Annotated in this window: 21 protein-coding genes; 13 read left to right on the top strand and 8 right to left on the bottom strand. The window is 34.7% G+C overall.

Annotated features, from left to right (window positions below):
* The first annotated feature begins 9 nt into the window (after positions 1-9).
* The 7 genes from mreC to KAOT1_RS12820 all read left to right on the top strand — a co-directional run bounded on the left by mreC (position 10) and on the right by KAOT1_RS12820 (position 6,774).
* Positions 10-831 carry a rod shape-determining protein MreC gene (gene mreC, locus KAOT1_RS12800; RefSeq protein WP_007095251.1) on the top strand — a complete coding sequence of 274 codons (822 nt, stop codon included), beginning with the start codon at positions 10-12 and terminating at the stop codon, positions 829-831.
* The gene (locus KAOT1_RS12805) at positions 832-1,338 is read left to right on the top strand and encodes a hypothetical protein (protein WP_007095252.1); all 507 of its coding nucleotides are present in this window, start codon (positions 832-834) and stop codon (positions 1,336-1,338) included.
* Positions 1,335-3,218, top strand: coding sequence for a penicillin-binding protein 2 (gene mrdA, locus KAOT1_RS12810; RefSeq protein WP_007095253.1), 1,884 nt, complete (start codon positions 1,335-1,337; stop codon positions 3,216-3,218). The genes KAOT1_RS12805 and mrdA overlap by 4 nt, the downstream gene beginning before the upstream one ends.
* Entirely contained in the window at positions 3,211-4,503 is a 1,293-nt protein-coding gene (gene rodA, locus KAOT1_RS12815) for a rod shape-determining protein RodA (protein ID WP_007095254.1), read from the top strand. The genes mrdA and rodA overlap by 8 nt, the downstream gene beginning before the upstream one ends.
* Before the next feature lie 128 nt (positions 4,504-4,631).
* A complete protein-coding gene (locus KAOT1_RS23345) occupies positions 4,632-4,796 on the top strand; it encodes a hypothetical protein (RefSeq protein ID WP_007095255.1) in 165 nt (54 codons plus the stop codon).
* A gap of 52 nt (positions 4,797-4,848) precedes the next feature.
* Complete coding sequence (locus tag KAOT1_RS23350; protein WP_007095256.1) at positions 4,849-5,010, top strand: hypothetical protein; 162 nt, start codon at positions 4,849-4,851, stop codon at positions 5,008-5,010.
* Between the two features lie 201 nt (positions 5,011-5,211).
* A complete protein-coding gene (locus tag KAOT1_RS12820) occupies positions 5,212-6,774 on the top strand; it encodes a vitamin K epoxide reductase family protein (RefSeq protein WP_007095257.1) in 1,563 nt (520 codons plus the stop codon).
* A gap of 19 nt (positions 6,775-6,793) precedes the next feature.
* On the opposite strand, the gene KAOT1_RS12825 is transcribed toward KAOT1_RS12820, so the two are convergent.
* The 4 genes from KAOT1_RS12825 to KAOT1_RS12840 form a co-directional block, all read right to left on the bottom strand.
* Positions 6,794-7,324, bottom strand: coding sequence for a YcxB family protein (locus KAOT1_RS12825; RefSeq protein ID WP_007095258.1), 531 nt, complete (start codon positions 7,322-7,324; stop codon positions 6,794-6,796).
* Positions 7,325-7,344: 20 nt separating this feature from the next.
* On the bottom strand, positions 7,345-8,190 hold the full coding sequence (locus KAOT1_RS12830) for a DNA/RNA non-specific endonuclease (RefSeq protein WP_007095259.1): 846 nt from the start codon (positions 8,188-8,190) through the stop codon (positions 7,345-7,347).
* Positions 8,191-8,318: 128 nt separating this feature from the next.
* Positions 8,319-9,428 (bottom strand): ABC transporter permease, encoded by a 1,110-nt coding sequence (locus tag KAOT1_RS12835; protein WP_007095260.1) that lies wholly within the window; start codon positions 9,426-9,428, stop codon positions 8,319-8,321.
* A gap of 14 nt (positions 9,429-9,442) precedes the next feature.
* The gene (locus tag KAOT1_RS12840; protein WP_040560064.1) at positions 9,443-11,569 is read right to left on the bottom strand and encodes a carboxy terminal-processing peptidase; all 2,127 of its coding nucleotides are present in this window, start codon (positions 11,567-11,569) and stop codon (positions 9,443-9,445) included.
* 234 nt (positions 11,570-11,803) lie between these two features.
* Here KAOT1_RS12840 and surE point away from each other — a divergent pair, with 234 nt between their 5' ends.
* From surE to KAOT1_RS12870, 6 genes are all read left to right on the top strand, one after another.
* Positions 11,804-12,583: a 5'/3'-nucleotidase SurE gene (surE, locus tag KAOT1_RS12845; RefSeq protein WP_007095262.1), complete on the top strand. Its 780-nt coding sequence runs from the start codon at positions 11,804-11,806 to the stop codon at positions 12,581-12,583.
* The gene (locus KAOT1_RS12850; RefSeq protein WP_007095263.1) at positions 12,573-12,866 is read left to right on the top strand and encodes a hypothetical protein; all 294 of its coding nucleotides are present in this window, start codon (positions 12,573-12,575) and stop codon (positions 12,864-12,866) included. Before surE ends, KAOT1_RS12850 begins: the two co-directional genes overlap by 11 nt.
* 5 nt (positions 12,867-12,871) lie before the next feature.
* Positions 12,872-13,984: a lipid-A-disaccharide synthase gene (lpxB, locus tag KAOT1_RS12855; protein ID WP_007095264.1), complete on the top strand. Its 1,113-nt coding sequence runs from the start codon at positions 12,872-12,874 to the stop codon at positions 13,982-13,984.
* 155 nt (positions 13,985-14,139) lie between these two features.
* Positions 14,140-14,484, top strand: coding sequence for a mannan-binding lectin (locus KAOT1_RS12860; RefSeq protein ID WP_007095265.1), 345 nt, complete (start codon positions 14,140-14,142; stop codon positions 14,482-14,484).
* Positions 14,485-14,590: 106 nt separating this feature from the next.
* Positions 14,591-15,118, top strand: coding sequence for a C40 family peptidase (locus KAOT1_RS12865; protein WP_007095266.1), 528 nt, complete (start codon positions 14,591-14,593; stop codon positions 15,116-15,118).
* Between the two features lie 217 nt (positions 15,119-15,335).
* Positions 15,336-17,372, top strand: a complete 2,037-nt coding sequence (locus KAOT1_RS12870; protein ID WP_007095267.1) for a ComEC/Rec2 family competence protein — start codon at positions 15,336-15,338, stop codon at positions 17,370-17,372.
* A 2-nt stretch (positions 17,373-17,374) separates the two neighbouring features.
* On the opposite strand, the gene KAOT1_RS12875 is transcribed toward KAOT1_RS12870, so the two are convergent.
* The 4 genes from KAOT1_RS12875 to KAOT1_RS12890 form a co-directional block, all read right to left on the bottom strand.
* Positions 17,375-17,923, bottom strand: coding sequence for a thioredoxin family protein (locus tag KAOT1_RS12875; protein ID WP_007095268.1), 549 nt, complete (start codon positions 17,921-17,923; stop codon positions 17,375-17,377).
* A gap of 133 nt (positions 17,924-18,056) precedes the next feature.
* The gene (locus KAOT1_RS12880; protein ID WP_007095269.1) at positions 18,057-20,429 is read right to left on the bottom strand and encodes a peptide MFS transporter; all 2,373 of its coding nucleotides are present in this window, start codon (positions 20,427-20,429) and stop codon (positions 18,057-18,059) included.
* An 18-nt stretch (positions 20,430-20,447) separates the two neighbouring features.
* Entirely contained in the window at positions 20,448-22,328 is a 1,881-nt protein-coding gene (locus KAOT1_RS12885) for a peptide MFS transporter (RefSeq protein WP_007095270.1), read from the bottom strand.
* Between the two features lie 34 nt (positions 22,329-22,362).
* Positions 22,363-24,534: a S9 family peptidase gene (locus KAOT1_RS12890; protein ID WP_007095271.1), complete on the bottom strand. Its 2,172-nt coding sequence runs from the start codon at positions 24,532-24,534 to the stop codon at positions 22,363-22,365.
* Positions 24,535-24,842 lie beyond the last annotated feature (308 nt).

The following is a 24,842-nucleotide window of genomic DNA, read 5'->3' on the forward strand; positions in this document are numbered from 1 at the left end:
TAAAAGTACATGCAACAGATTATTAATTTTCTGATAAAGAATAAAAATTTTATTCTCTTTATACTGTTGCTGTTTATCTCTCTTATTTTTACGATTCAATCGCATTCCTATCACAAGAGTAAATTCATCAATTCTGCCAATTGGCTTTCAGGTGGTATTTACGAACAAGCAAATGGTGTTTCTTCCTATTTCTCCTTAAAATCTGAAAATGAAAGATTGGTTGAAGAAAATCGTCGATTGAAGAATATTTTATACAACAAAGAAGACAGCTTAAGTACCGTTCATTTTATTGACAGTACGTCCTACCCTACTGATTTTAAATTACGTGCGGCAAAAATTACCAAAAACAGTTACGCAAGAAGCAACAATATATTGCTCATCAACAAAGGAAGTTCAGACAGTATTGCAACCGATATGGGCGTTATCAACTCTAAGGGAATCATTGGTGTTGTCGATCAAGTTGGGGGAAGTCATGCTACAGTAATTAGCATTTTAAATTCGATCTCTAAAATTAACGCACAATTAAAAAATACCAATCATTTCGGTACGTTAATTTGGAATGGAAAAAGTCCAAACATTGTACAATTAATCGATTTGGAAAAAGTAGTACAGCTTAAAAAAAACGACACCATTATTACAGGTGGAAACTCCACGTTATTTCCCAAAGGAGTTCCTATTGGTACGGTAAAAGACTTTAAACTGAATACTACCGAGAATTTATATGAAGTAAATGTTCAATTATTTAACGACATGACCAATTTAGAGCATGTATTTGTCATTGAAAATTTACACAGAGAAGAAATTGATAACTTATTAGCTCCTAACAATTAAATGGGTTCTACAGTTTTTTGGAATAGTTTACGATTTGTCATCGCGGTATTGGCGCAAGTATTGATATGCAATCATATCAACTTCTTGGGGTATATAGATCCGTTGGTGTACATCTACTTTATTTTACTATTTCCGTTCAATGCGAATAGAAGTTTCTTCCTAGTTGCGGCATTTATATTAGGACTCACAGTTGATATCTTTTCAGATTCTGGTGGTGCAAATGCGGCGGCATGCGTTATTATTGCGTACATACGACCTTTTGTGTTGCGCTTCTCTTTTGGAATAAGTTACGAACATCAATCTGTAAAATTAGAAAACACCGCTTTTGGTCAGCGAATGGGTTATATCATCATTTTGACCGTGATTCATCATTTTTTCTTTTTTTTATTAGAGATTTTTAACATTTCTAACATACTTATCATCCTGAGAAATACGTTATTCTTTAGTATCTTTACAATTCTAGTCATCACATTATCAATAACTTTATTTAGTCGAAAAAATTCATGAGGAAACTTTTGTTATACCTTGTTGTTGTCTCTGTAGGAATTATTTATACGGGCAGACTCTCCTATCTACAATTATTTAACGAAGATGCAGTTGCTACCAATTTCCTGAATGACAGTGCCATTAAAGCAATTTATGACTATCCTGAGCGCGGTTTTGTATATGACAGAAACGGAGAATTACTCGTGGCAAATCAGCCATCATATGATGTCATGGTCGTTCCACGTGAAGTGAAAGAATTCAACGTTGCTGAATTTTGTAAATTATTACGCATCACAGAAGAAGAATACGAAAAAAAACTAGAAAAGGCCAAAAGCTATTCTTGGCGAATTCCATCGATATTTGTCGCACAAATGGCAAAAAAAGATTACGCGTTTCTTCAAGAAAAAATGCATCGTTTTAAAGGTTTCTACATTCAAAAACGTTCCATTCGTAATTATCAAACTAGCGTTGGTGCCAATGTATTAGGTTCTATTGGTGAAGTAAATAATGGCGAATTAAAAAGGAATCCGAACTATCAATCTGGAGAATTGATCGGAAAAACAGGAATCGAAAAATCATATGAAGACGAATTGCGCGGACAAAAAGGTGTAAAATATATTCAAAAAGACATTCACAACAATGTATTAGGTTCGTATAAAAACGGGCGACACGATACACTTGCCGTAAACGGAAAAGATATTCAAATCACAATTGATGCTAAATTACAAGAATACGGCGAAAAGTTAATGGTAAACAAACGCGGTGGAATTGTCGCTATTGAACCTTCCTCGGGAGAAATATTAGCTTTGATTACCGCACCAAGCTACAATCCGAATTTACTGGTTGGACGAAAACGCTCAAAAAACTACAATAAATTACATTACGATTCTATCAACAAACCTTTATACGACAGAGGTTTACTCGCAATGTATCCGCCAGGATCGCCCTTTAAAACGCTAAATGCATTGGTTGCCTTGCAAGAAGACGTCGTTACACCACAAACAACATACACATGTCGCAACGGATATATTTACGGGCGAAGCGGACGAAAAATGGGTTGTCATTGCGGAAGTGGAAAACGCAATGTCATAAACGGTGTAGCAAAATCATGCAACGCTTATTTTGCAAATGCTTACAGGCAAGTTATTAGCAAATACGACAAACCACGCGAAGGTATGAACGTATGGAGTAATCATATTAAAAGTTTTGGCTTAGGTAATTACTTCGGAAACGATTTATCAACAGGTAGAAAAGGAAGAATACCTAGCGGCGATTATTATACGAATGATTATTTTAAGCATGACAAATGGCACGTATTAAACACAATTTCTAACGCTATCGGACAAGGACAAGTAGAAATGACACCAATTCAATTGGCACACATGACCGCAACAATTGCCAACAGAGGACATTACTACACGCCACACATTATCAAAGCGATTGATGGAAAACCAATAGACAATCCGCACTTTACAGAACCAAAATATACGACTATTGACCAAGAGCATTTTGAACCTGTAATTCAAGGAATGCACGATGTATTCAGCATGAAAAAAGGTGGAACGGCAAGATTTCTGAATGTTCCTGGTATCGAGATTTGTGGAAAAACAGGAACTGCGGAAAACTTTGTAAAAATTGATGGTAAAAGAACTCAATTGACCGATCATTCAATTTTTGTAGCGTTTGCACCAAAGGAGAATCCGAAAATTGCCATTGCTGTTTTTGTAGAAAACGGATATTACGGAGCGCGTTGGGCTGGGAAAATTTCTAGCTTAATGATTGAAAAATATCTAAAAGGCGAAATTACTTTGAAAGACATGGAAAAGTTAGTGCTAGAAAAGAGTTTGGAAGATGAATATGCAAAGCCACTAAGCGGGAAACCATTTACAATTAATGAGTAGAGAAGTAAAATTTGTCAAAAAAATAGATTGGCTTTCTATATTGCTATATTTCTTATTGGTAGGAATTGGCTGGATTAATATCTATTCTGCATCTGTAACTGAAAGCTTTTCGGGTGTGCTTGATATGTCTCAATTATATGGAAAACAACTTGTTTTTATTGGGACAAGCATCATAATTATCATTCTTATCTTATCGATAGAAGCAAAATTTTACGAACGATTTTCAAGTATTATCTACGTGATTGCGTTACTGAGTTTGCTCGGTTTGATGGTTTTTGGGAAAAATGTAAACGGAGCAACTTCTTGGTACGGAATTGGAAGTTTTACACTGCAACCTTCCGAATTTGCAAAAGCGGCAACCGTGCTTGCTTTGGCAAAATACCTGAGTGACATTCAAACAAATATCAATTACTTCAGTCATCAATTAATTTCATTTGCTATCATTTTAGCACCACCATTATTGATTATGTTGCAACCAGATGCAGGAAGTGCCATGGTATATATGGCGTTCTTTTTTGTACTATACCGCGAAGGTTTGCCACCTATTTATCTATGGATTGGTTTTACGCTCGTATTGTTATTTATCATTACCTTAAAACTAGGATACATTTACACCATCATCGGAACGTTGGTTTTTGGACTAGCGAGTATTTTCATCATCTTTAAAAAAGAATTAAAACGACGTCGAAAAACGACATTAGCACTGACTTCTTTAGTGGCTGCTATTGGTTTTATTTTGGCTGTAAATTACATCTTTTACAACGTATTTCAACAACATCACCGCGATCGTTTTACCTTGGTTTTAGGACTAGAAAAAGATCCTGTAAAACTTGAAAAGATTCGGAAAACTTTCGGATTCAACACCAATCAATCAGAAATTGCAATTGGTTCTGGTGGTTTTTGGGGAAAAGGTTGGCAAAAAGGAACACGTACTAAAGGAGATTTTGTCCCTGAGCAAGATACCGATTACATTTTTACAACAGTTGGAGAAGAATGGGGATTTGCAGGAAGTACTGTTGTCATTTTTCTATTTGTGTTTTTGCTATTACGGATTTTACACAGAGCCGAACAACAGAAAAATAAGTTCAGTCGTGTATATGGTTACAGCGTTGCCGCCATTCTATTTTTTCACTTTGCTATTAATATTGGAATGGTCATTGGATTGTTTCCAACTGTTGGAATTCCGTTGCCTTTCTTTAGCTATGGTGGTTCGGGACTTTGGGGATTTACCATTTTACTCTTTATCTTTATTAAGCTAGATGCCAATCGAATTAACGAATGGTAGTTATATAATTTTACACTTTTTCTTCTCAAAAAAACTGTTACAAAAAAGTTAAGTAAGGATTTCCCGTAAAGACTTCTTCTAATGTTTTTTTACTTTCTAATCAAGTTTAACCAAAAAATTATAAAATCATGTTAGAAAGTATTCTCAAATTAGGAACTACATTAAGTAAAAAAGAACAACGTCAAATTACAGGTGGTATGTGGCCGAGAACGGAAGAAGCATGCCATCAATGTGGCGGAGAATGGTACGCTCCATTATGTGCTTTACCTCACGATTCGCCATGCGCTTCTTAGGTGTTAAGAGTAAAATCATTCATTAAAAAATTAATCATAAAAAACACAAATCATGTTAGAAAATATTTCAAATTTAGGAACAGCATTAAGTAAAAAGGAACAACGTCAAATTACAGGTGGCGTTTTTATAAATAATGAAGCAGACTGTTTACGCTGTGGTGGAGAATGGGATGCGCCATTTTGTACATTACCTTCCAATACGCCTTGCCAATAGGTAGAAAGTAGACTGTCTAAAAAATGATTGTAATTATTTAATTTTTTAGACAGTTTTTGTACTAAATAATCTTCATTTTATAAATTAGACATAGCTAATTCTTAAAAACGTCAGTTCATACGACATTCTTCCAAAATACTTTTTATATTAGCTCAACAGTATAAAATTTTAATTTCCCCTACCAAAATTGAAATGAACTAGATGGAACATATTATCCTTTCCTTACTAACCAATAATAGCTATTTGGATGTTAATCGTGAGCTCTTAAACTTGCAATTATTATCGCATCCAGAGTATCCAAGTCTGAAATCTATTACAGATACGCTCGATTATTTTGAAATTGATAATTTGGCAGCTACCGTACCAAAAGAAGCATTGTCACAAATGCCAACTTCATTTTTGGCACTTGTAAATAATGGAAAAGGTGAAGAAGTTGTTTTGGTAGAAAAAAAACGTGGCGCTATTCACATTGTAAATGTAGATGGAAAAAAAGAAAAACTTTCGGAAGCTGTGTTTTCTGAACGTTGGACAGGAACAATTGTCGCTGTTGAAGAACTTGAAAAAACAGTCAATACAAAATCATTACAAACGGCGCTTCCCTATTTTGTGGTTGCTGCAGTAGCTTCTACAACAGTATTGCTCAATTTTAGTTTGCCATATTTGTTGTACACTGCGCTTACTTTAGTTGGTTTGTACATAAGTATTTTAATTATCCGAGAAGATTTGGGCATCAAAAGCAAAGCTGTAGCGAAAGTGTGTGGTGCAATTTCAAAAAATAGTACTTGTGGCGAAGTTATTAATACGAAAGGAAATAAAATCTTCGGAATTATCTCTTTGAGCGATGCTTCTTTTGTGTTTTTCGCAGGATTATTTTTGATTTTAGCTTCTATCGGATTTCATCAAAGTACGCTTTTAACAATGTCACTAGCAGGAATTCCAGTGATTGTTTATGCACTATTCCGACAAGGTTTTGTATTAAAAAAATGGTGTGCGCTATGTTTATTAATTGCAGGAATTTTAGTGTTACAAACAGGATTATTACTCGCTACATTCGATTTTGTTTGGCAAATTAACGCATCATATATTGCGAGACTCGTCAGCATTTTTGTGTTGTTATATATTGCTTGGATATATTGCAAATCGTATTGGGAAAGCCATGAAAAATTGGCTGTAACGGAAACTAATTTTCTAAAGTTTAAGCGAAATCCTGAATTGTTTAAAACAATGCTACAAGAGAAGCACATATTAAATGCCAACGTAATTCCTCAGCAATTACGCATAGTTTTTGGAAATCCTAACGGAGCCATAAAATTACAAGGTGTTACCAATCCGTTATGTGGTTTTTGTACCGCAGCTTTTGAATCGTATGATAAATTACTTAGTTCGTATGGCAATGATATTCATTTAGAATTTATTTTTAATGTGCCAAAAGATGCCGAAAATAAAAGTACTAAAATTGCTTCTCGCTTGATCGATTTGTATTTGCAAGATCCTAAAAAAGCCTATACAGCGCTAAAAGAATGGTATGCTAATAGAGATATTGATACATGGCATAAAAACTTCGGATATTCAGAAAATACGAAGGTATTAGAAGTCTTGGAAGCACATACAGAATGGTGTAATATTAACGATGTTCATTATACGCCAGCGAGCATTTTGAACAATCACTTTTTTCCTGACTCGTATGAAGTGAAAGATTTACCGTTGTTTATTCAAGATATAATTTTGGAGTCGCAAGGAGCTTCTGGAGAAACGCAAGTGTAATATTTAGCATATTATTTCACTACCATTTCCATGCATTGTTGGTTATCACCTTCAATCCGACTTCTTTAAATTTTGTGCGTAAGGCATCTACTTGTGTTAATTCTCTTTTCGGAATGATAAACGCATTTCCTATTGAAATTTCGACAAAGAAATACTCTTGAATTTCATTGACTCTCACTACTTCTGAAAGATTCACATTCCCTTCTCCGATTTTATTTTGAACAAGTATATAATCTGGTAAAATTTCTAATGTTTCTGTAGTATTGAAATACTGTGAATAATTTTCTTTAACATACTTTTTATAATATCTTTTGTATCTCCATTTATAATACATTGGATAAAAAAAGAGAAATACTATGGCAACACTGCTAAAATATATTGCAAATACGTTTATTTGATTAAAATAAAAAATACAGGCTAAAATTCCTGAGCCAATTACAAAAAGAAGGTGACCTTTTCTTTTCTTTTTTTGTATATTTTCAGAAGTTGAAGCTGCATACAAAAGATGCATGAAGTAATCTTCTTCCTGTAATTTATATGTGATTTTCATGCTAATGAAATTTATGTTCGTTAGTCTCTAAAACTCCACTGTTTATAAGTCGTCATCGCCTCCAGTTTATTTTCTTTAGTATCTTCTAATTCTGGAAAGAAATCAATTCCCGTACGTTTTTCTAGTTCATCTACCGAAACTACAAATTCATACAATGGTTTATCAGAATCTTTGTGTGGTACTAAAAATGCTATAATTTTAGTGCTTCCGCCAGAATTATCAAGTAAAATTTTATAGAAATAATTTGGCACAGCAACAGCTTCGCTTCCTATGGTTTTCAAATTATTTTCCAAAATTCCGCCCGTAACGACATATACGCCATCATATTTTTTTGCCCAATAGCGTACTTTTTGTTCCAATCGATTCCAAATTCCCGCATTAAAATCATGCTTTTGTGGCGAAATATTACTCGTTAAGAATGTTTCTGTAAAAGCGGCTTTGGTATATTTTCTATCTGCCGCAGGACACAAATGTCCACGATCGTATCCTGATTTTTTATAATTCCGCCAATGTGCCGATTCTGTTGTCACAGCTTCATCTTGTTCAAAATACGGACGTTTGAAATCGGTATACACTACTTGATTTTTCTTCAATTCATACGCAACCCATTCTGCTTGCTCAAAAGCTTCGTTGTATGATAAAGAATAGCCTTCATGGTGTACAATTTGTCCTGTTGTTGAACTCGGTAAATAGAATTCATTGGTTAGTGTTTTTGGAGAACTATCTGTTGTTTGTTTTTTTGTTCCGTGAATTTCTACATTCGGATCATAAGTATTCGTTGCTTTGTTTTCACTGTACTTTTCATAGATGATGAACGCAGCACCAATTAACAATACTAATAGTGGATATATTTTATTTCTTTTCATTTCGACTTTACTCAATGTTGGTTATTTGGTGTTCGGTGTTCGGTGTTTGGTGTTTGGTGTTTGGTGTTTGGTGTTTGGTGTTTGGTGTTCAAAAAATACTTTCTAATTGATACTTTCAAATTTATATATTAATTCTTCACATCCAAAGCATCACGCAGAGCATTTCCAACCAACATAAACGCCATTACCAAACTCATAATTGCAACTCCTGGAATGATTGCCAAATACGGTTTTCCTAGAATGATATAACTGTAATGATCTTTTATCATTGCGCCCCAACTTGGCATTGGCGGTTGTGCTCCGATTCCTAAAAAACTGAGTCCACTTTCTATTAAAATCGCTGCTGCGAAATTGGCTGCCGAGATTACAATGACAGGCGCCATAATGTTTGGCAATATATGTTTGATGATGATTCTGAAATCGTGATAACCTAGCGCACGTGCCGCAGTGACATATTGCATGCGTTTGACACTTAGTACTTGTCCGCGTACAATTCTAGCTACCTCAACCCACATCGTGAGTCCGACAGCAACAAATACTTGCCAAAAACCTTTTCCAAGCGTAAGCGTGATTGCAATGACTAAAAGTAATGTTGGAATGGACCAAGTTACGTTGATGATCCACATAATGATCGCATCTACTTTACCTTCAAAATATCCTGCCAATGCACCTAACGAGATTCCAATTATAAGTGAAATAAAAACCGCCACAAATCCTATGGTAAAAGAGATGCGCATTCCGATCAACATTCTACTCAGAACGTCTCTCCCATATTTGTCGGTTCCTAATCGAAAGGTTTTTTGTTTGATAAATTTCGCTGGAATTTCGCTTGCTTGTGTCAACGCTGGAAAGGAACTCAATGGAATTTCTTTTTCAATTCCTTCAATAGCACTATCAGAATATTCCGTGATAAATAATTGATTGTTTTCTATATGATAATTTGAAATTGGAATTTCTGTTGCTGTGTTTTCCTTTCCAAAAAACAACCTGTTTAAAAAGCTTTCTTCTATTTTTTCTGTGGAAGGAATCGTCAACATTTGCACTGAGAATCCTGGTTTTTTCGAGTGAATTGACAAATGCATTTGATTGGCATTTTTGGTATCGTCTGGTGTGAACGCATATGCAAAAACGACAATAAATGCACAAATTACAATAAAGCAAAAACTCAAAACGCCCCAAAAATTCTTCTTGAATTTTTGGAGCGCTAATCTTGTTAGTGAATTTGAGTTTTTACTCATTAATGTTTTTTATATTAACCTTTTACAACCGATCGTTTTTTCTTTTTGATGTTGTTCAGTTGAATGTCTCCTAATACGTTAATTGCTTCTTCTACATAAACATCTTTTGATAATTCTTCATGCCAAGCTTGTCTTTTTACTTGCAATGTAGAATCTTTTTGCATCAACAATTCTTCATAAGGTAACGACGTGAATGTTAGTTGCGTATCATAATCAGATATTGCTTTGAAGCGTTTTGCATAGGCTTCATCCTTGTCTGCTTTCTTTTTGTATTCCGCGTAATTTAAAGGATATTCGTTGTCATCACGTCTCTTTTTGATCCACTTTGCATTTTCTTCAATCAATTTTAGTTGCGCATTGTTTGCCATACGTTTTTTACTTCTACTGATCGTTTTGTCGTAATCGATATAACCGTCCCAAAGATCGTATTTTGCAGGATCAATTTGATCCCAAGGTAATGGATTTTCCTGATCTTTTTCACCTACATCAATAAAACTGTATTTATCTACCACAACAACATCACTTTTTACACCTTCTAATTGTGTTGATCCTCCGTTGATTCTATAAAATTTCTGAGTTGTTAATTTTAACGCACCAACGTTTCCGTTTCCTCCTCTTACAAATCTATTTAAGTCAACAATATTTTGTACCGTTCCTTTACCATACGTTTGCTTACTTCCTATTACAACAGCTCGTTTGTAATCTTGCAATGCTGCTGCTAAAATTTCTGAAGCAGAAGCCGATAATTCATTTACAAGAATTACCAAGGGTCCATCCCACTGAATGCGACTGTCTTCATCATTTAAAACTTCCTTCCCATCAACCGAACTTTTTACTTGTACTACAGGTCCGTCTTTGATAAAGAATCCAGCCATATCTACTACAGTTTTCAAAGATCCTCCTCCATTATTTCTTAAGTCTAACACCAAACCTTCCATGCCTTGCTCTTTGAGACGCTCTATTTCTTTTTTCACGTCGCTCGCAGCATTTCTTTTATTGTAATCTTCGAAGTTTACGTAGAATTTTGGCAAGTTAATCACACCAAAAGTACGTTCTCCTTTTTTCACTACTGCCGATTTTGCATAGGTTTCTTCAATTTCAACTAAATCTCTTTTGATGGTGATAATTTCGATAGAACCATCTACTTTTTTCACGGTAAGCGTTACTTTTGTCCCTTTTGGTCCTTTGATAAGTTTTACAGCATCATCCAAACGCATTCCCACAATATCTACAGGTTCTTCGCCTTCTTGTGCAACTTTTAGAATGACATCTCCAGCTTCAATTTTTTTACTTCTCCAAGCTGGTCCACCAGAAATTACTTCAAAAATCTTTGCGCCTTCTGTACGTTTTTGCAAACGTGCTCCTATTCCTTCTAGCGTTCCAGACATGCTCATATCAAAACGATCTTTGTCTTGTGGCGCAAGATATGAGGTATGCGGATCAAATTCTTCTACAATTGCATTTACATAAATGCTAAACCAATCTTTGCGCTCTAAATCGTCCATTAAATCATAAAACTCAACATACGTTTTCGCAGTAGATTCGCGCGCTTCTTTTTCTAAAGTAATTGCATCTTTAGCTTCGTAAGCTTCATCTTCTTTTTGCTTTTTCTTTTCAACTTCTAATTTGATATCGTAGTTTGCCAAGGTTGAAAATTTCAATTCTTTTCTCCAACGCTCTTTTAGTTCTGCAACATCTTTGGCAAAATCAATTTTGTCGTAATCTCTGTTGATAGATTCGTTTTTTGTAAAGTCGAAAGGATTCTCCAATAATTCTTTTTGATACTTTTTTGTTTCTTCCATTCGCTGTAGTAAGCGCTCGTGTACAAGACTGAAGAATTGCACTCCAGGTTCTTTAATTTCATCGTCAATTTTATCTTTGTATTGACTAAATTCTTCCAAATCTGATGCTAAAAAATAGCGTTTCATCGGATCAACCGCATTGATGAAATCATTGTAGACATTTTCAGAAAACTCGTCATTGATATCTTGCGGATTAAAGTGCCATCTACCTAAAACATAAGAAATTAAATCTACTAATGTTTTATCTTGTTCAGGATCGTCGAAAGATTTTTTCGCAAATCCACAGGACACCATTGCAAAAGTTAATAGTGCCACTAAATATATTTTATTCCTTCTCATAAAAGCTTGAATTTTCACAAATTTTAATTTTATCATTCGCATAAATCAGCATCATATTGATTCTCAATTTGATTACGATAAACGTATTAAAGCCAATTAATTAATTTTTTACTAAAATAAAGAAAAAACTATGCCGTTTTTTAACAATCTTACTAATTTTTTGTTAAAGATAAAATGATATGCATGTAAACGTTAAATTACGTACTTTAGCATCTTAAATGATGTACTTTTTTTATGAATGAAAAACCTTTGATTTTAGTTACAAACGACGACGGTATTACCGCACCAGGATTGCGTGCTCTAATTGACGTAATGAACGAATTAGGTGATGTTATTGTCGTTGCTCCAGACAGCCCACAAAGTGGTATGGGACATGCAATTACTGCAAATTCGACTATTTATTGTACCGCAATTACCATTGATGAAGGACCACAGATTGAGTATTCGAGTTCAGGAACTCCAGTAGATTGTGTGAAACTTGCTGTGAATGAAATTTTGAATCGCAAGCCAGACATTTGTGTTTCAGGCATTAATCATGGATCAAATTCTTCTATCAACGTTATTTACTCAGGAACCATGAGTGCCGCCGTGGAAGCTGGTATTGAAGGAATTCCTGCAATTGGTTTTTCCTTGTTAGATTATGATTGGGAAGCAAATTTTGAAGCAACAAAAAGTTATGTAAAACGAATTACAAAAAAAGTGTTGGAACACGGTTTGCCAGAAGGTGTTGTGTTGAATGTGAACTTTCCGAAGCTAAAAGAGAAAGATATTAAAGGAATTCGTATTTGCCGACAAGCAAAAGCATATTGGCAAGAAGATTTTGACAAGCGAACCAATCCGCACGGAAAACAATATTATTGGCTTTCAGGAAAGTTTGTAAATGAAGATAAAGGAGAAGATACCGACGAATGGGCTTTGGAAAACGGATATGTTTCATTAGTTCCTGTAAAGTTTGATTTAACGGCGCATCATGCCATACAGAAACTTAATAGTTTGGGATTTAATGAAGAATAAAGAAGTTATTACAGGAATTATTGTAGGTATTGTTGCCACTATAATTGGTACATGTATTTATTTAGGCTATCTCGCATATTCTAAAGACATCGCTTTTGGAACGTTGCTCGGACGTGAAATTAAATACGGTGGTATTAGTTCAGATATTGCTTGGGGAACTGCGCTTAATTTTATTGCTTTTTATGCTTTTTTAAAACGTAATAAAGAAGAACGTGCCAAAGGTGTTTTGATTGTTACCGTGATTATTGCCGTATGTGTAATGACTCACAGGTTGTTAAGCTAATTATTATGAAGTACTATATTATTGCAGGAGAAGCTTCGGGAGATTTACATGGTTCTAATTTGATGAAAGCTATTGTAAAACAAGATCCTACTGCCGATTTTCGGTTTTGGGGCGGAGATTTGATGCAAGAAGTTGGCGGTACTTTGGTCATGCATTATAAAGAGCGTGCGTTTATGGGATTCATAGAAATCATTATGAATCTTCGCAAAATTTTAGGCATGATGTCTTTTTGTAAAAAAGATATTGCAGCGTATGCACCTGATGTTATTATTTTTATTGATAATTCAGGATTTAATCTTCCTGTGGCTAAATGGGCAAAAAAGAACGGCTTTAGAACCAATTATTACATTTCTCCACAAGTTTGGGCAAGCAGAGCAAGTAGAGTGCAAAAGATCAAAAGAGATGTAGATGCGATGTTTGTGATTCTTCCTTTTGAGAAAGATTTTTACAAAAAATATGATTATAATGTCCATTTTGTAGGTCATCCATTGTTGGATGCAATTGCAGATAGAGACATGGTTGATGTTCCGAAGTTCAAAAAAACACATCAGTTGGATGAACGACCAATTATAGCATTGCTTCCTGGAAGCAGAAAACAAGAAATTACCAAAATGCTTTCTGTGATGCTTTCTGTGGTTGATAATTTTCCTGCCTATCAGTTTGTCATTGCTGGCGCACCAAGTCAGGAAAAATCATTTTACGAGCAGTTTATTGCTGATAAGAATGTAAAATTTATCAATAATAAAACCTATGATTTGTTGAGCATTTCTACTGCTGCTTTGGTAACTTCAGGAACGGCAACTTTAGAAACCGCTTTGTACAAAGTGCCACAAGTTGTTTGCTATAAAGCGAGTACTATTTCTTATCAAATTGCCAAACGCATTATTACTTTAGATTATATTTCGCTGGTAAATTTAATTATGGACAGAGAAGTTGTGAAAGAATTGATTCAAAACGATTTTACTACAAAAAATCTTCAAACGGAGTTGACACGTATTTTGGATCATAATGAACGTATAGCATTATTTGAAGACTATTACGAGTTAGAACAAAAGTTAGGAGGCAAAGGCGCGAGTGCTACTGCTGCAACATTGATCTGCGAAGCGCTTCAAAAATAGATGAAAAATACACTTATCTGAAAATCAATAATTTAAACTCCGTGTTTATACCTATTTTTAAATATACGAATTACTACACTTGTAGGTTTTTACTTATTTATTGAGATTTGTAATATCATATTATTAATCTTATTAACCTTAAAAAACCTATCATCATGGGAAAATTTACAGTATCAATTCCAGCAGGACCAATTTGGAATGACGAAGACGGAAAAGAAAAAGGACCAATTGTAGCAGCGGCACATTTGGGAGAGTTTGACGGAAATTGGCGTACCGTTGTGCCAAATGAAATGAGCACAGTAGATGTTATTTTGAATTCTGAGCCAACAGGTTCTTCAGAATATACATTAGATGTATTGGCAGGACCAATTTGGAATCAGGAAGACGCAGAAAAGAAATGTCCGGTTGTCTGTGCTTCTTACGGAGGCAAATGGAACGGACAATGGAAAACAGTCGTTTCTGGGAAGATGAGCGTTTGCGGATGCACGTTTAAATTCTAAGAGCGTATTTTATTTTAATAGAAAGTCGTCTGAAAGTCACTAGATTTTTGGATGGCTTTTTTATGCGAACTGTTATTTTTACTACTTTAGCGAAAAAGCATTGTACATGATTCGCAAATTATTTCTTTTATTTTTCCTTTCTGTTTTTATCGTTTCCTGTGGTTCTTCTAAAAAAGCTTCTTCTTCCAAAAGGACAAAGAGAACAACTGTTAAGACTACGAAAACTCGCAAAAACACGACAAGAACTTTTAATAAAGCGAATGCTATTGTTGAAACCGCTTTGGCATATCGAGGAACTCGCTATAAGTATGGAGGCACAAATCGTAAAGGAATGGATTGTTCTGGTTTGATGTACACAGCTTTTAATGCACACAATGTAAATTTGCCACGAGTCTCTTATCAACAAGCTACCAAAGGAAAGCGCATTAAATTGAGTGCCGTTGTGAAAGGTGATTTGTTATTTTTTCAGACAAATAAGAATAGAAAACGCATCAATCATGTGGGATTGGTGATCTCAAACAATAAAGGTGTCATCAAGTTTATTCATGCCACAACTTCCAAAGGCGTCTTGATTTCTACCATGAACGAACGTTATTGGAAAAATGCTTATACTGAAGCGCGTAGAGTTCTTTAGTTTGGTGTTGTTTGAAAATAATTTTACCAACTAGCTACCTACGGTAGAAATTTTTATCGTTCGTTTTACCCTAAATTCTATTTCAAAAGGATAAATTTTCAAGACTTTTCTCTACAGATTACAACGCTTGTTAATTATCTGTAACGCTTATACATTTATTTTCTGTAAGCGACTTTTCTATTGCTTATTTTGAAATGACTTTTAAAGAATTAGCAATATGAAATGGCTACATTTTACAGTTACAAAGCTTACAATATCGCTTATCATCGGAATTCTCATTGGGTATTATTTGACGATTCCTTGGCGTTTGAGTTGTGCTGTTTTTGGAGGATTTTTTATGGTATTGTGCTTTTGCTATTGGAAAGCACGCAAACAGTTTATACAAACAATTTCTTTTGGATTGATGGCATTTTTTACGATGATAAGTTTGGGAATTGTCATTGAGAATTTCCATCAAGAAAAAAATCATACGTCACATTTTAGTCATCTTGCTACGATTGAAACGACTCAGATTCAAGTGCATGAAGTATTGAAACCCAATTCGTATTACGATCGTTATGTTGGCAAGGTTTTTTCTGCAGATGCAAAAGCTGTTTCGGGAAAAATTTTAATGTATGTTCGGAAAGATAGTGTTTCAAAACCATTACATGTAGATGCTATTTTGCATACAGCAATTCCCTTTACGGAGATAAAATCGGCATTGAATCCGACAAATTTTGATTATAAAGCGTATTTGAATGATCGGTATATCTATCATCAATTGTATTTGAAGTCTAATGAATTTATTGTTGCTAAAAACCCGCCAAAAACCTTGTATGGTTATGCAGCTTTGCTCCGAAGCACAATTCACAACCGTTTAAAAGAAAATAATTTTAAAGCAGATGAATTAGCTGTAATTGAAGCACTTTTGCTGGGACAACGACAACAGATTTCAAAGGAATTACAAACCAATTACGCCAATGCAGGAGCGATTCATATTTTGGCGATTTCAGGATTACATGTTGGAATTTTGATGTTTTTATTGCAGTTTTTATTGAATCCGCTGAAACGTTATAACTATGGAAAACCGTTGAGATTATTTTTGATGCTTTCCATTTTGTGGAGTTTTGCTTTTATTTCTGGCTTGTCAGCTTCAGTCGTTCGTGCTGTAACGATGTTTACTGCTATTGTCATTGCCACACATTTTCGGAGAGAAACCAATACGTTGCAAGTGCTTACGGTTTCTATGTTTTTCTTATTGCTATTTAAACCACATTTTTTGTTTGATGTTGGTTTTCAACTGAGTTATGCGGCTGTTTTCGCCATTGTTTGGTTGCAACCTTTGTGGAAAAAACTTTGGAATCCGACGTCGTTTTTACCAAAATCATTTTGGAGTTTACTTACTGTGAGTTTTTCGGCACAATTGGGCGTTTTGCCATTAAGTTTGTATTATTTTCATCAGTTTCCTGGATTGTTTTTTGTAGCAAATTTGACCATTATTCCTGTTCTCGGCGTTATTTTAGCTTTGGGAATTTTGGTAATTGTTCTTGCGTATTTTCAATTACTACCCGAATTTTTAAGCATGCTGTATCGTTTTATCATTCAACAGATGAACGTTTTTGTTTCTTGGATTGCTTCTCACGATCAGTTCGTAATCGAAAACATTTCCATGAGTTTTTATCAAATGATTGCTTGTTATGTAGTACTGATTGGGTTTGCACAGTATTTTCATCTCCCGAAAGGGAAACAATTAAAAATAGCATTATGCAGTGTTTTGGTATGTCAAGGGTTATGGTTTTTTAATCGTGCAAAACAAAATAACACAACAGCTTCTTTTACTATTTTTCATCAAAGTAAAGCTTCTATTATTGCTGAACAACACGGAATGAATTTACAGCTATTTCACAATTTAGATAGTATTGCTTTCGCGAAAAATTACACGATCAATCATCAATTGCATAAAACACCAAATCAAGTCATTTCTGTAGAACGTTTGCAAAATGTATTTCAAGTGAATGATGCTTATTTGTTACGAATTGATAGTTTGGGTATTTATGAAATTCCGACATTACAACCTACATATCTTTTGTTGAATCATTCGCCAAAAGTGAATTTAGATCGTGTTATAAAAACCATTCAACCAAGTTATATTATTGCCGATGGAAGTAATTATAGAAGTTATGTGAAACGTTGGAAAGCTGCTGCTGAAAAACAAAAAATCCCTTTTCACTATACGGGTGAAAAAGGATTTTTTTCTATTATTTTAGAAGAATAAATTTAGCTTTTAAATTCAGACTTGAATTCTTTTTGATATTTTTCCCAATCTTCTTTGGATTTGACTGTTTTGTATTTGTCCGTTTTAAAGAGTTTCAAATAGATTTCTATTTGACTTGGTACTAAATACCCTGAAATTGGAGCAATAAGCTTGAAATCTTCATCAAAAAATACCATTGTTGGATAGGCGCGTACACTTAGATATCTTGCAAATTGATGCTGTGCATTTCTTCTTTTTTTCTTTGCAGGATCGTAGTTTGGATTGGTAAACGTATTTCCTTGAAAAGTAACACTTTCATCTCCTTCTGCATTGAATTTGATGGCATAATAGTTTTCGTTGATATATTTTGCTACATCAGGATTTCCAAAGGTATTTTTATCCAACATTTTACACGGTCCGCACCAAGTTGTGTAAACGTCCATGATGACTTTTCGTGGTTCTTTTTTCATGAGTTCCTGCGCTTCTTCCATGGTAACCCAATTGATTTTTTGCGCGTTTATTGTAGTGATACTTAACAAAAGTATACTCGCTAATACTATGATTTTTTTCATGTGCTTTTTATTTATAATTGTTCAGTCGCAAACTCTGTGCCTACTTTACGCATACAAGATACAATTTGATTTTTAACTAAAAAAAAGTGCTTCCGAAGAAACACTTTTTTAAAGATTTTATATTTTTTGCTGGTTATTTTACACCATGCATGAGTTTTTTCAATAATGGATTTAGTGCCCAAACTAATAAACCGGCTGCTGCTGGAACAATGGTAAATATCATAAAGAACGTGAATAAATCGTATTCTTTGGTAATGTTTTCAATTTGCCCACCAATTACGGCTGCGAGTTTGTTTCCAATTGCAATGGCTAAGTACCACATTCCGAACATGAAAGCTATCATACGTGCAGGCACCAATTTACTTACATAAGATAGTCCAACTGGTGACAGACATAACTCTCCAAGTGTATGGAATAGATAGGCTAGAATAAGCCATATCATACTTACTTTTACACCTTCACTGATTCCGTAAGAACCGAAGGCTAGTAATCCGAATCCAACTGCCATGATGATTAATCCTAGAGCATATTTGGTTGCTGCTGTCGGATTGTATTTGCTTTCCCACCATTTAGAGAAGAACGATGCAAATACAATGATAAAGAACGAGTTTAAGATACTAAACCAAGAAACCGTGATTTCCACTTCGTTACTTTTAATTTCTGTGACTTTCGCTGTGATGATTCCGTTGTCTTTTTCGGTAGCCGCTTTTGCCATTCCTAATCGGATTTCATCTAAATATCCAAAAGAAGTACCTTCATTGTCTTTTTTGATGATTTGCAATTCTTGACCCACAGTAAATTCTGTAGGTTCTGCAATTGATGTTTCTTTTTGAACAACATTATCAGCTTGTGTTCTCGCCATTCCTTCAGAGATTGGCATATCGTAATACAGCTTGCTTAACGGAATTTTCTTCACTTCTTCATCATCCGTGTAGTATACGTTTGCATTTTCTGTATCTTTTATAGCTACTACAGAAGCAACATAGGCTTCGTTTAGTGATTTTTGTTCTGCTTCTCTTTCTGTTCTTATGTAACTTTCAGATTTTTTCTGCTTGAGTACATTTCCTTGATATACAATACTATCAATACTAATACTTAGCGCTTTGCCTTCAGTACCTGGCGCAGCAAATGATCCACCAAGTAATTTTCCTTCAAATTGTTTTTGTCTGTCAGGATGCAATCCATAACTGCTCGGCGAAGCGTTTGTACGTACAGCATCATAAGTAATATCATAAGATACTGTGTTAAAGTCTCTGTTTAACATCCATCCGACAAGTGCCCACATGAGGAGAAAACAAACGACTAATACAATGTTTGAAAGTCCAATTTTACTGTAGGTTTTCTTCCAAAGTAAGTATAAAACCCACGAGATGATGATTAGCGGAATTACCGTTAGTAATGTGTTGATGACATTAAAAATGATCGCTGAGTTTCCGGTTAACGATCTGTCTACATTATCTCTTGCAAATAATACTAACGATGATGCTCCTTGCTCAAACGCCAACCAGAAAAATACGGTAAAGAAGGCGAATATGATAAACGCAATCATTCGATCTCGTACGATTCTTGTGTATCTGGATATCCTTGATATGACTAAGAAAAGGAAAAGTGCCAATGCGACTAATACGGCTACGTATTGCCCTTCAATATCTTTGATTTGAAATGCTGAGAACATATCGATTCCACCAATTTTAGATAGCGGATCGTTGAATGCATATCCCAAACCAATGATGGCAGAGATAATCATAAGTACTTTGTCTACTAAGGTAAAAGGGTTTGGTTTTTCTTCAACTTCTGTAGCATCATCTTTAATTTCAACACTTTTTTCGTTGATGTTTTGAGGAAGTTCTACTTCGTGAACCTTCGTTGGTTTTGCTCCAATGTTTCCAAACAGACTTCCTGCCAACCAAAATTGTAAGGTTCCTAGCAACATGAATATTCCGGCTAGACCGAATCCCCATGCCCATCCAACTTTTTCAGCGAGATATCCACAAAGCATCATTCCGAAGAAAGCTCCTGCGTTTACACCCATGTAGTAAATGGTATACGCTCCATCTTTTTTCTCGGGATTCTTTTTATACATTTCAGAGATGATTGAGGTCATCGTTGGCTTAAAGAAACCAGTTCCGATAACCAATAATGCCAATCCGATGTATAAAGAAGCTTCTGTTTCTATTGCCATAGACGCATGTCCTAACGTCATAATGAGTGCTCCTATGATGACTGCCCATCGATAACCTGTGTATTTATCAGCAATGTATCCTCCAATAATTGGCGTGATGTAGAGTAACATGGCGTATGTTCCAAATAATGCGCCTGCATTTTCAGCTGTCCATTCCCAACCAGGATTGTAACTGATGGCTGCCATTGTAAGGAAGTTTACTAATAATACGCGCATTCCGTAGAACGAAAAGCGTTCCCACATTTCAGTAAAAAATAATACAAATAATCCTGCTGGATGTCCTAATACTTTGTCTTTAAATAGATTTTCTATATCTGTACTCATAAAGAAGTGCTTTATTGATTATTCATTAATTTCTGGATCTGCCAATTCGAACCCTGCATTTTCACCAAAGTCAACTCCTTCGTTGTCTTCCGCGCCATGCGTGAGTTTTTTCAGTTTCTTTAAGAATAGGATCAATAATAATCCGAAGGCTACTGTAAAGATTACTAAGAATGTAAATATTTTATATTCTTGTTGACTTTGCGCTTCTTCAATTACGAATGAAACACCGTAGTCTTTTCCATCTCCTTTGTTCTCTATGATTTGCGCTTTATCAGCATCTTTTTCAAATGTTAATTTTACATGATGTGGCGCATCTTTTGTTACGTTATTTTCTTTTAGATATGTTTTTAAGCTTTCTAGTTCTTCTTTTTTCTTTTCTTGTGCTTTTTTGATTTCTTCAGGTTTTTTGTCTTCCGTATCAACTTTCAAGAGATCAAATAGATTGTTCACATTTGTACCATTTTCGTATTCGTTGAAAACAACATTATCGCCTTCTAAGAATACTTTTGCTTTTACTGAAAAGTTTTTGTCTTCGTTGATTGGATAGTCATACACATCTTTGATTACTTTTTCCCCATTTACCAATGTTTTTACTTCAATCGTATCTTTCTTGGTAAAATTGTAAATCTGCTCTTTGTTGGCAATCATTTTCCCGCTGTATGATTCTAGCTGTGCTGCTTCTCCAATACTTCCTGCGAGTTTGTTTCCAAAACCAGTTGCCGCAAAGTAAATTCCCATCATAATGGAAGCATATTTCACAGGCGCTAATTTTGTGATGAATGATAATGATACTGGCGAAGTACATAATTCTCCAATAGTGTGAAATAAGTAGGCTAAGAATACCCAGTACATTGCAGCTTTTCCAAATTCAACAGCACTTGCTTCTTTAGAGGCAAACATCATGAATACATATCCTAATCCCATGATAATAGTTCCGACTGCCATTTTGAATAGTGAAGAAGATTCTCGCCCTTGTTTTTTCCACCATAACCAGAAACCTCCAATTACAGTTCCAAAGATGATGATGTATCCAGCATTTAGTGATTGGAATACAGCCGCAGGTATTTCTTCAAGCCATGATAAACCTATGTTTCTGTCTACTTTTGCATCAGTATATAAGTTCATTAATCCTCCAGCTTGCTCAAAAGCTCCCCAAAATACGACTACAATTAGGAAAGAGATTAATAATACAATGATTCTGTCTTTTTCTATTTTCGTCAACGGATTGTCCATCACAGCTTTGTCTACACCAGAATCTGCTGCACCAATGTAGTTTCCAACATGTTTTAAGTGTTTTTGTCCACCGATAAATACTGCTTGTCCAATTAACATTCCAATTCCGGCCAAACCGAATCCGTAATGCCATCCGTATTTGTAAGCGACTAATCCAACAACAATACTAGATAAGAAAGCTCCAATGTTGATACCAATGTAGAAAATTGTAAATCCGCTATCACGTCGAATGTCTCCTTCTTTGTATAATCCACCAACCATTGTTGAAATGTTTGGTTTTAATCCTCCAACTCCAAGAATAATTAATAATAAACCCGTAAAGAATGCCCAAGTGGTCGGAATTGCTAAAACTAAGTGACCTGCACAGAGTAGAAATCCTCCTAGCATTACCGTTTTTTTCTGTCCTAGAAATTTATCGGCAAGATATCCACCAGGAATTGATGCTACATACACTAACATTGTGTACCATCCGTAAAGCCAAATGGCATCTCCGTTACTCCAACCCAATCCAGGATCTACTGCGGTTGCTGATGTAGCTACATAGAGTACTAATAAAGCACGCATTCCATAATACGAGAAACGCTCCCATAATTCCGTGAAGAATAATACAAACAATCCTACTGGATGCCCGAAAATCTCTTTTTCTTGTTTTACTGAGTCTGTCATTATATTAAATAGTTTGGGTTAGTGTAATTTGTTGTTATTTTTTTAATAAGGTGTTTTCAATAAAGTTTGTCATTTTGGTGTATAGATGCAAACGTGTGTAACCACCATAAATTCCATGGTTTTTATCTGGGTAAATTAACCAATCAAATTGTTTGTTGGCGTTTACAAGTGCATCAATCATACGCATGGTATTTTGTACGTGTACATTATCGTCACCTGTTCCGTGTACTAATAGGTAATCTCCTTTTAGTCTATCTACGTAGTTTATTGGCGAATTGTCGTCATAACCACTTGCATTTTCTTGCGGAGTTTGCATGTAACGTTCCGTATAAATAGAATCGTAAAAACGCCAACTTGTTACTGGAGCAACTGCAATTGCCATACTAAATACATCGTTTCCTTTTAAAATACAGTTACTCGACATAAATCCTCCGTAACTCCATCCCCAAATTCCAATACGATCTTTGTCTACATACGAACGTTTTCCAAGTTCAATGGCTGCATCAATTTGATCTTCTACTTCGTATTTACCCAGTTCTTTGTAGGTTACTTTTTTGAAATCAGCTCCTTTAAATCCAGTTCCGCGTCCATCAACACACACAATAATCATTCCTTTTTGTGCTAACATATGGTACCAATAATCATTAGCGCCGTTCCAACGATTGGCAACTTGCTGAGAACCTGGACCAGAATATTGATACATGAATACAGGATATTTTTTAGAAGCATCGAAGTCAGCTGGTTTTATTATCCAAGCATTTAACTCCTGCCCTTTTGCTGTTTTTAACGTGAAAAACTCTTTTGGTGACATTTTGTAGTTTGCCAATTTTGCTTTTACAGAAGCATTATTTTTTATTTCTTTGACTAATTTTCCATTCTTCGCCAAGTGTAATGTGTATTCGTTAGGAGTAGTAACATTATTGAACGTATTGATGTAGTATGTAAAATCTGCACTAAATTTTGCACTATTTGTTCCTTCTTTTGTAGAAAGTCTTTTCTTTTTCTTTCCGTTTATTTTGATAGCATAGATATCTCTGTTGATAGAACCATTTTCTACTGATTGATAAAATACACGATCTTCGTCTTCATCATAACCGTAATATTTAGTGACTTCCCAATTCCCTTTCGTAACTTGATTGATTAATGTACCATCTTTTTTATAATGATAAATATGATTGAACCCATCTTTTTCGCTTGTCCAAATAAAACTATTGTCTGCTAAAAACGTTAGGTTGTCTGTAATATCAATATACGCTTTATCGGTTTCTTTTAATACTATTTTTGCCTGATTGCTTGCAGCATTATACATTATCAAATCTAACTCGTTTTGATGTCTATTGATGACTTGTACACTTAACAGATTCGGATCATTTGTCCATTTGATTCTTGGAATATAGAAGTCTGTGTATTCTCCTAAATTGATTTCTGAAGTTTTTCCACTTTTTAAACTATGTAAGTGTAGTGATACAATTGCATTCTTTTCTCCTGCTTTTGGATATTTAAATACATGCTGTTGCGGATATAATTTTGTTCCGTACACATCCATGGAAAATTCAGGAACTTCTGTTTCGTCAAAACGAATAAAAGCGATATGATCGCTGGCAGCATTCCACTGAAAAGCGCGCACAAAACCAAATTCTTCTTCATAAACCCAATCCGTAACACCATTGATAATTTTGTTTTTCACACCATCATTCGTGATCTGCGTTTCTTTACCAGACATCAAATCTTTAATGTAGATATTGTTTTCATAAACGTAAGCAACCTTTTTTCCATTTGGAGAAAAGGTTGGCTCTTGTATTTTGTTATTCGAAATTTTAGTTACTTTTTTTGAAGCGATATCGTACACGTAAAAGATTCCTAAAGTAGATCTTCTAAAGACACGTTCTACTTTTGTCGCTAAGATCATTTTGCTTTCATCGTCGCTAAAACTATATGAAGAAAATGATTGTATTTCAGAAAGATCACTCGCTTTTACAATGGTTTCAACTTTCTGAAGTGTTTTGTAATCGTATTTATCTACCGAACCTGATCGCCTGTTTAGTACAGTATATTGTTGTCCATTGTTCATAGAATGTAAAACGTCCATTCCGCTCGTTGCAAAAGCGCCACTCCAAATTTCTAGCAGCGTAATTTCTTTTTGTTGTGCTGTTGTAATGTTCACTAATCCTAAGAAGACAAAAAGAAAAATATATTTTAATTTCATTCGTATTGAGTTTTTATGAATAAGCATGTTAAAAGCCTATTATTTTGAATAATTTTCAATTATAAAGCTGACAATATACAAATATCAAGCAAGTACCACAAAAAAATAAAAGGCATTAACTTTACTGAGTATTTATGCGCTTTCGCAGGAAAGAAGATGTAAACTTCAAATTGGCTTGAATCCTAGTTTCTTTCATAAAAAAATGAATTCGTTTTTTGAGCTTACTTTCAACTTTTTTTGGCGCAAACAAAACATTCTATATGCTATTTTTGACTGATTTTCAGAGAAAAGAAACTTTTTGAGATACT

It is taken from the genome of Kordia algicida OT-1, from assembly GCF_000154725.1.
In the GTDB taxonomy this organism is placed as follows: domain Bacteria; phylum Bacteroidota; class Bacteroidia; order Flavobacteriales; family Flavobacteriaceae; genus Kordia; species Kordia algicida.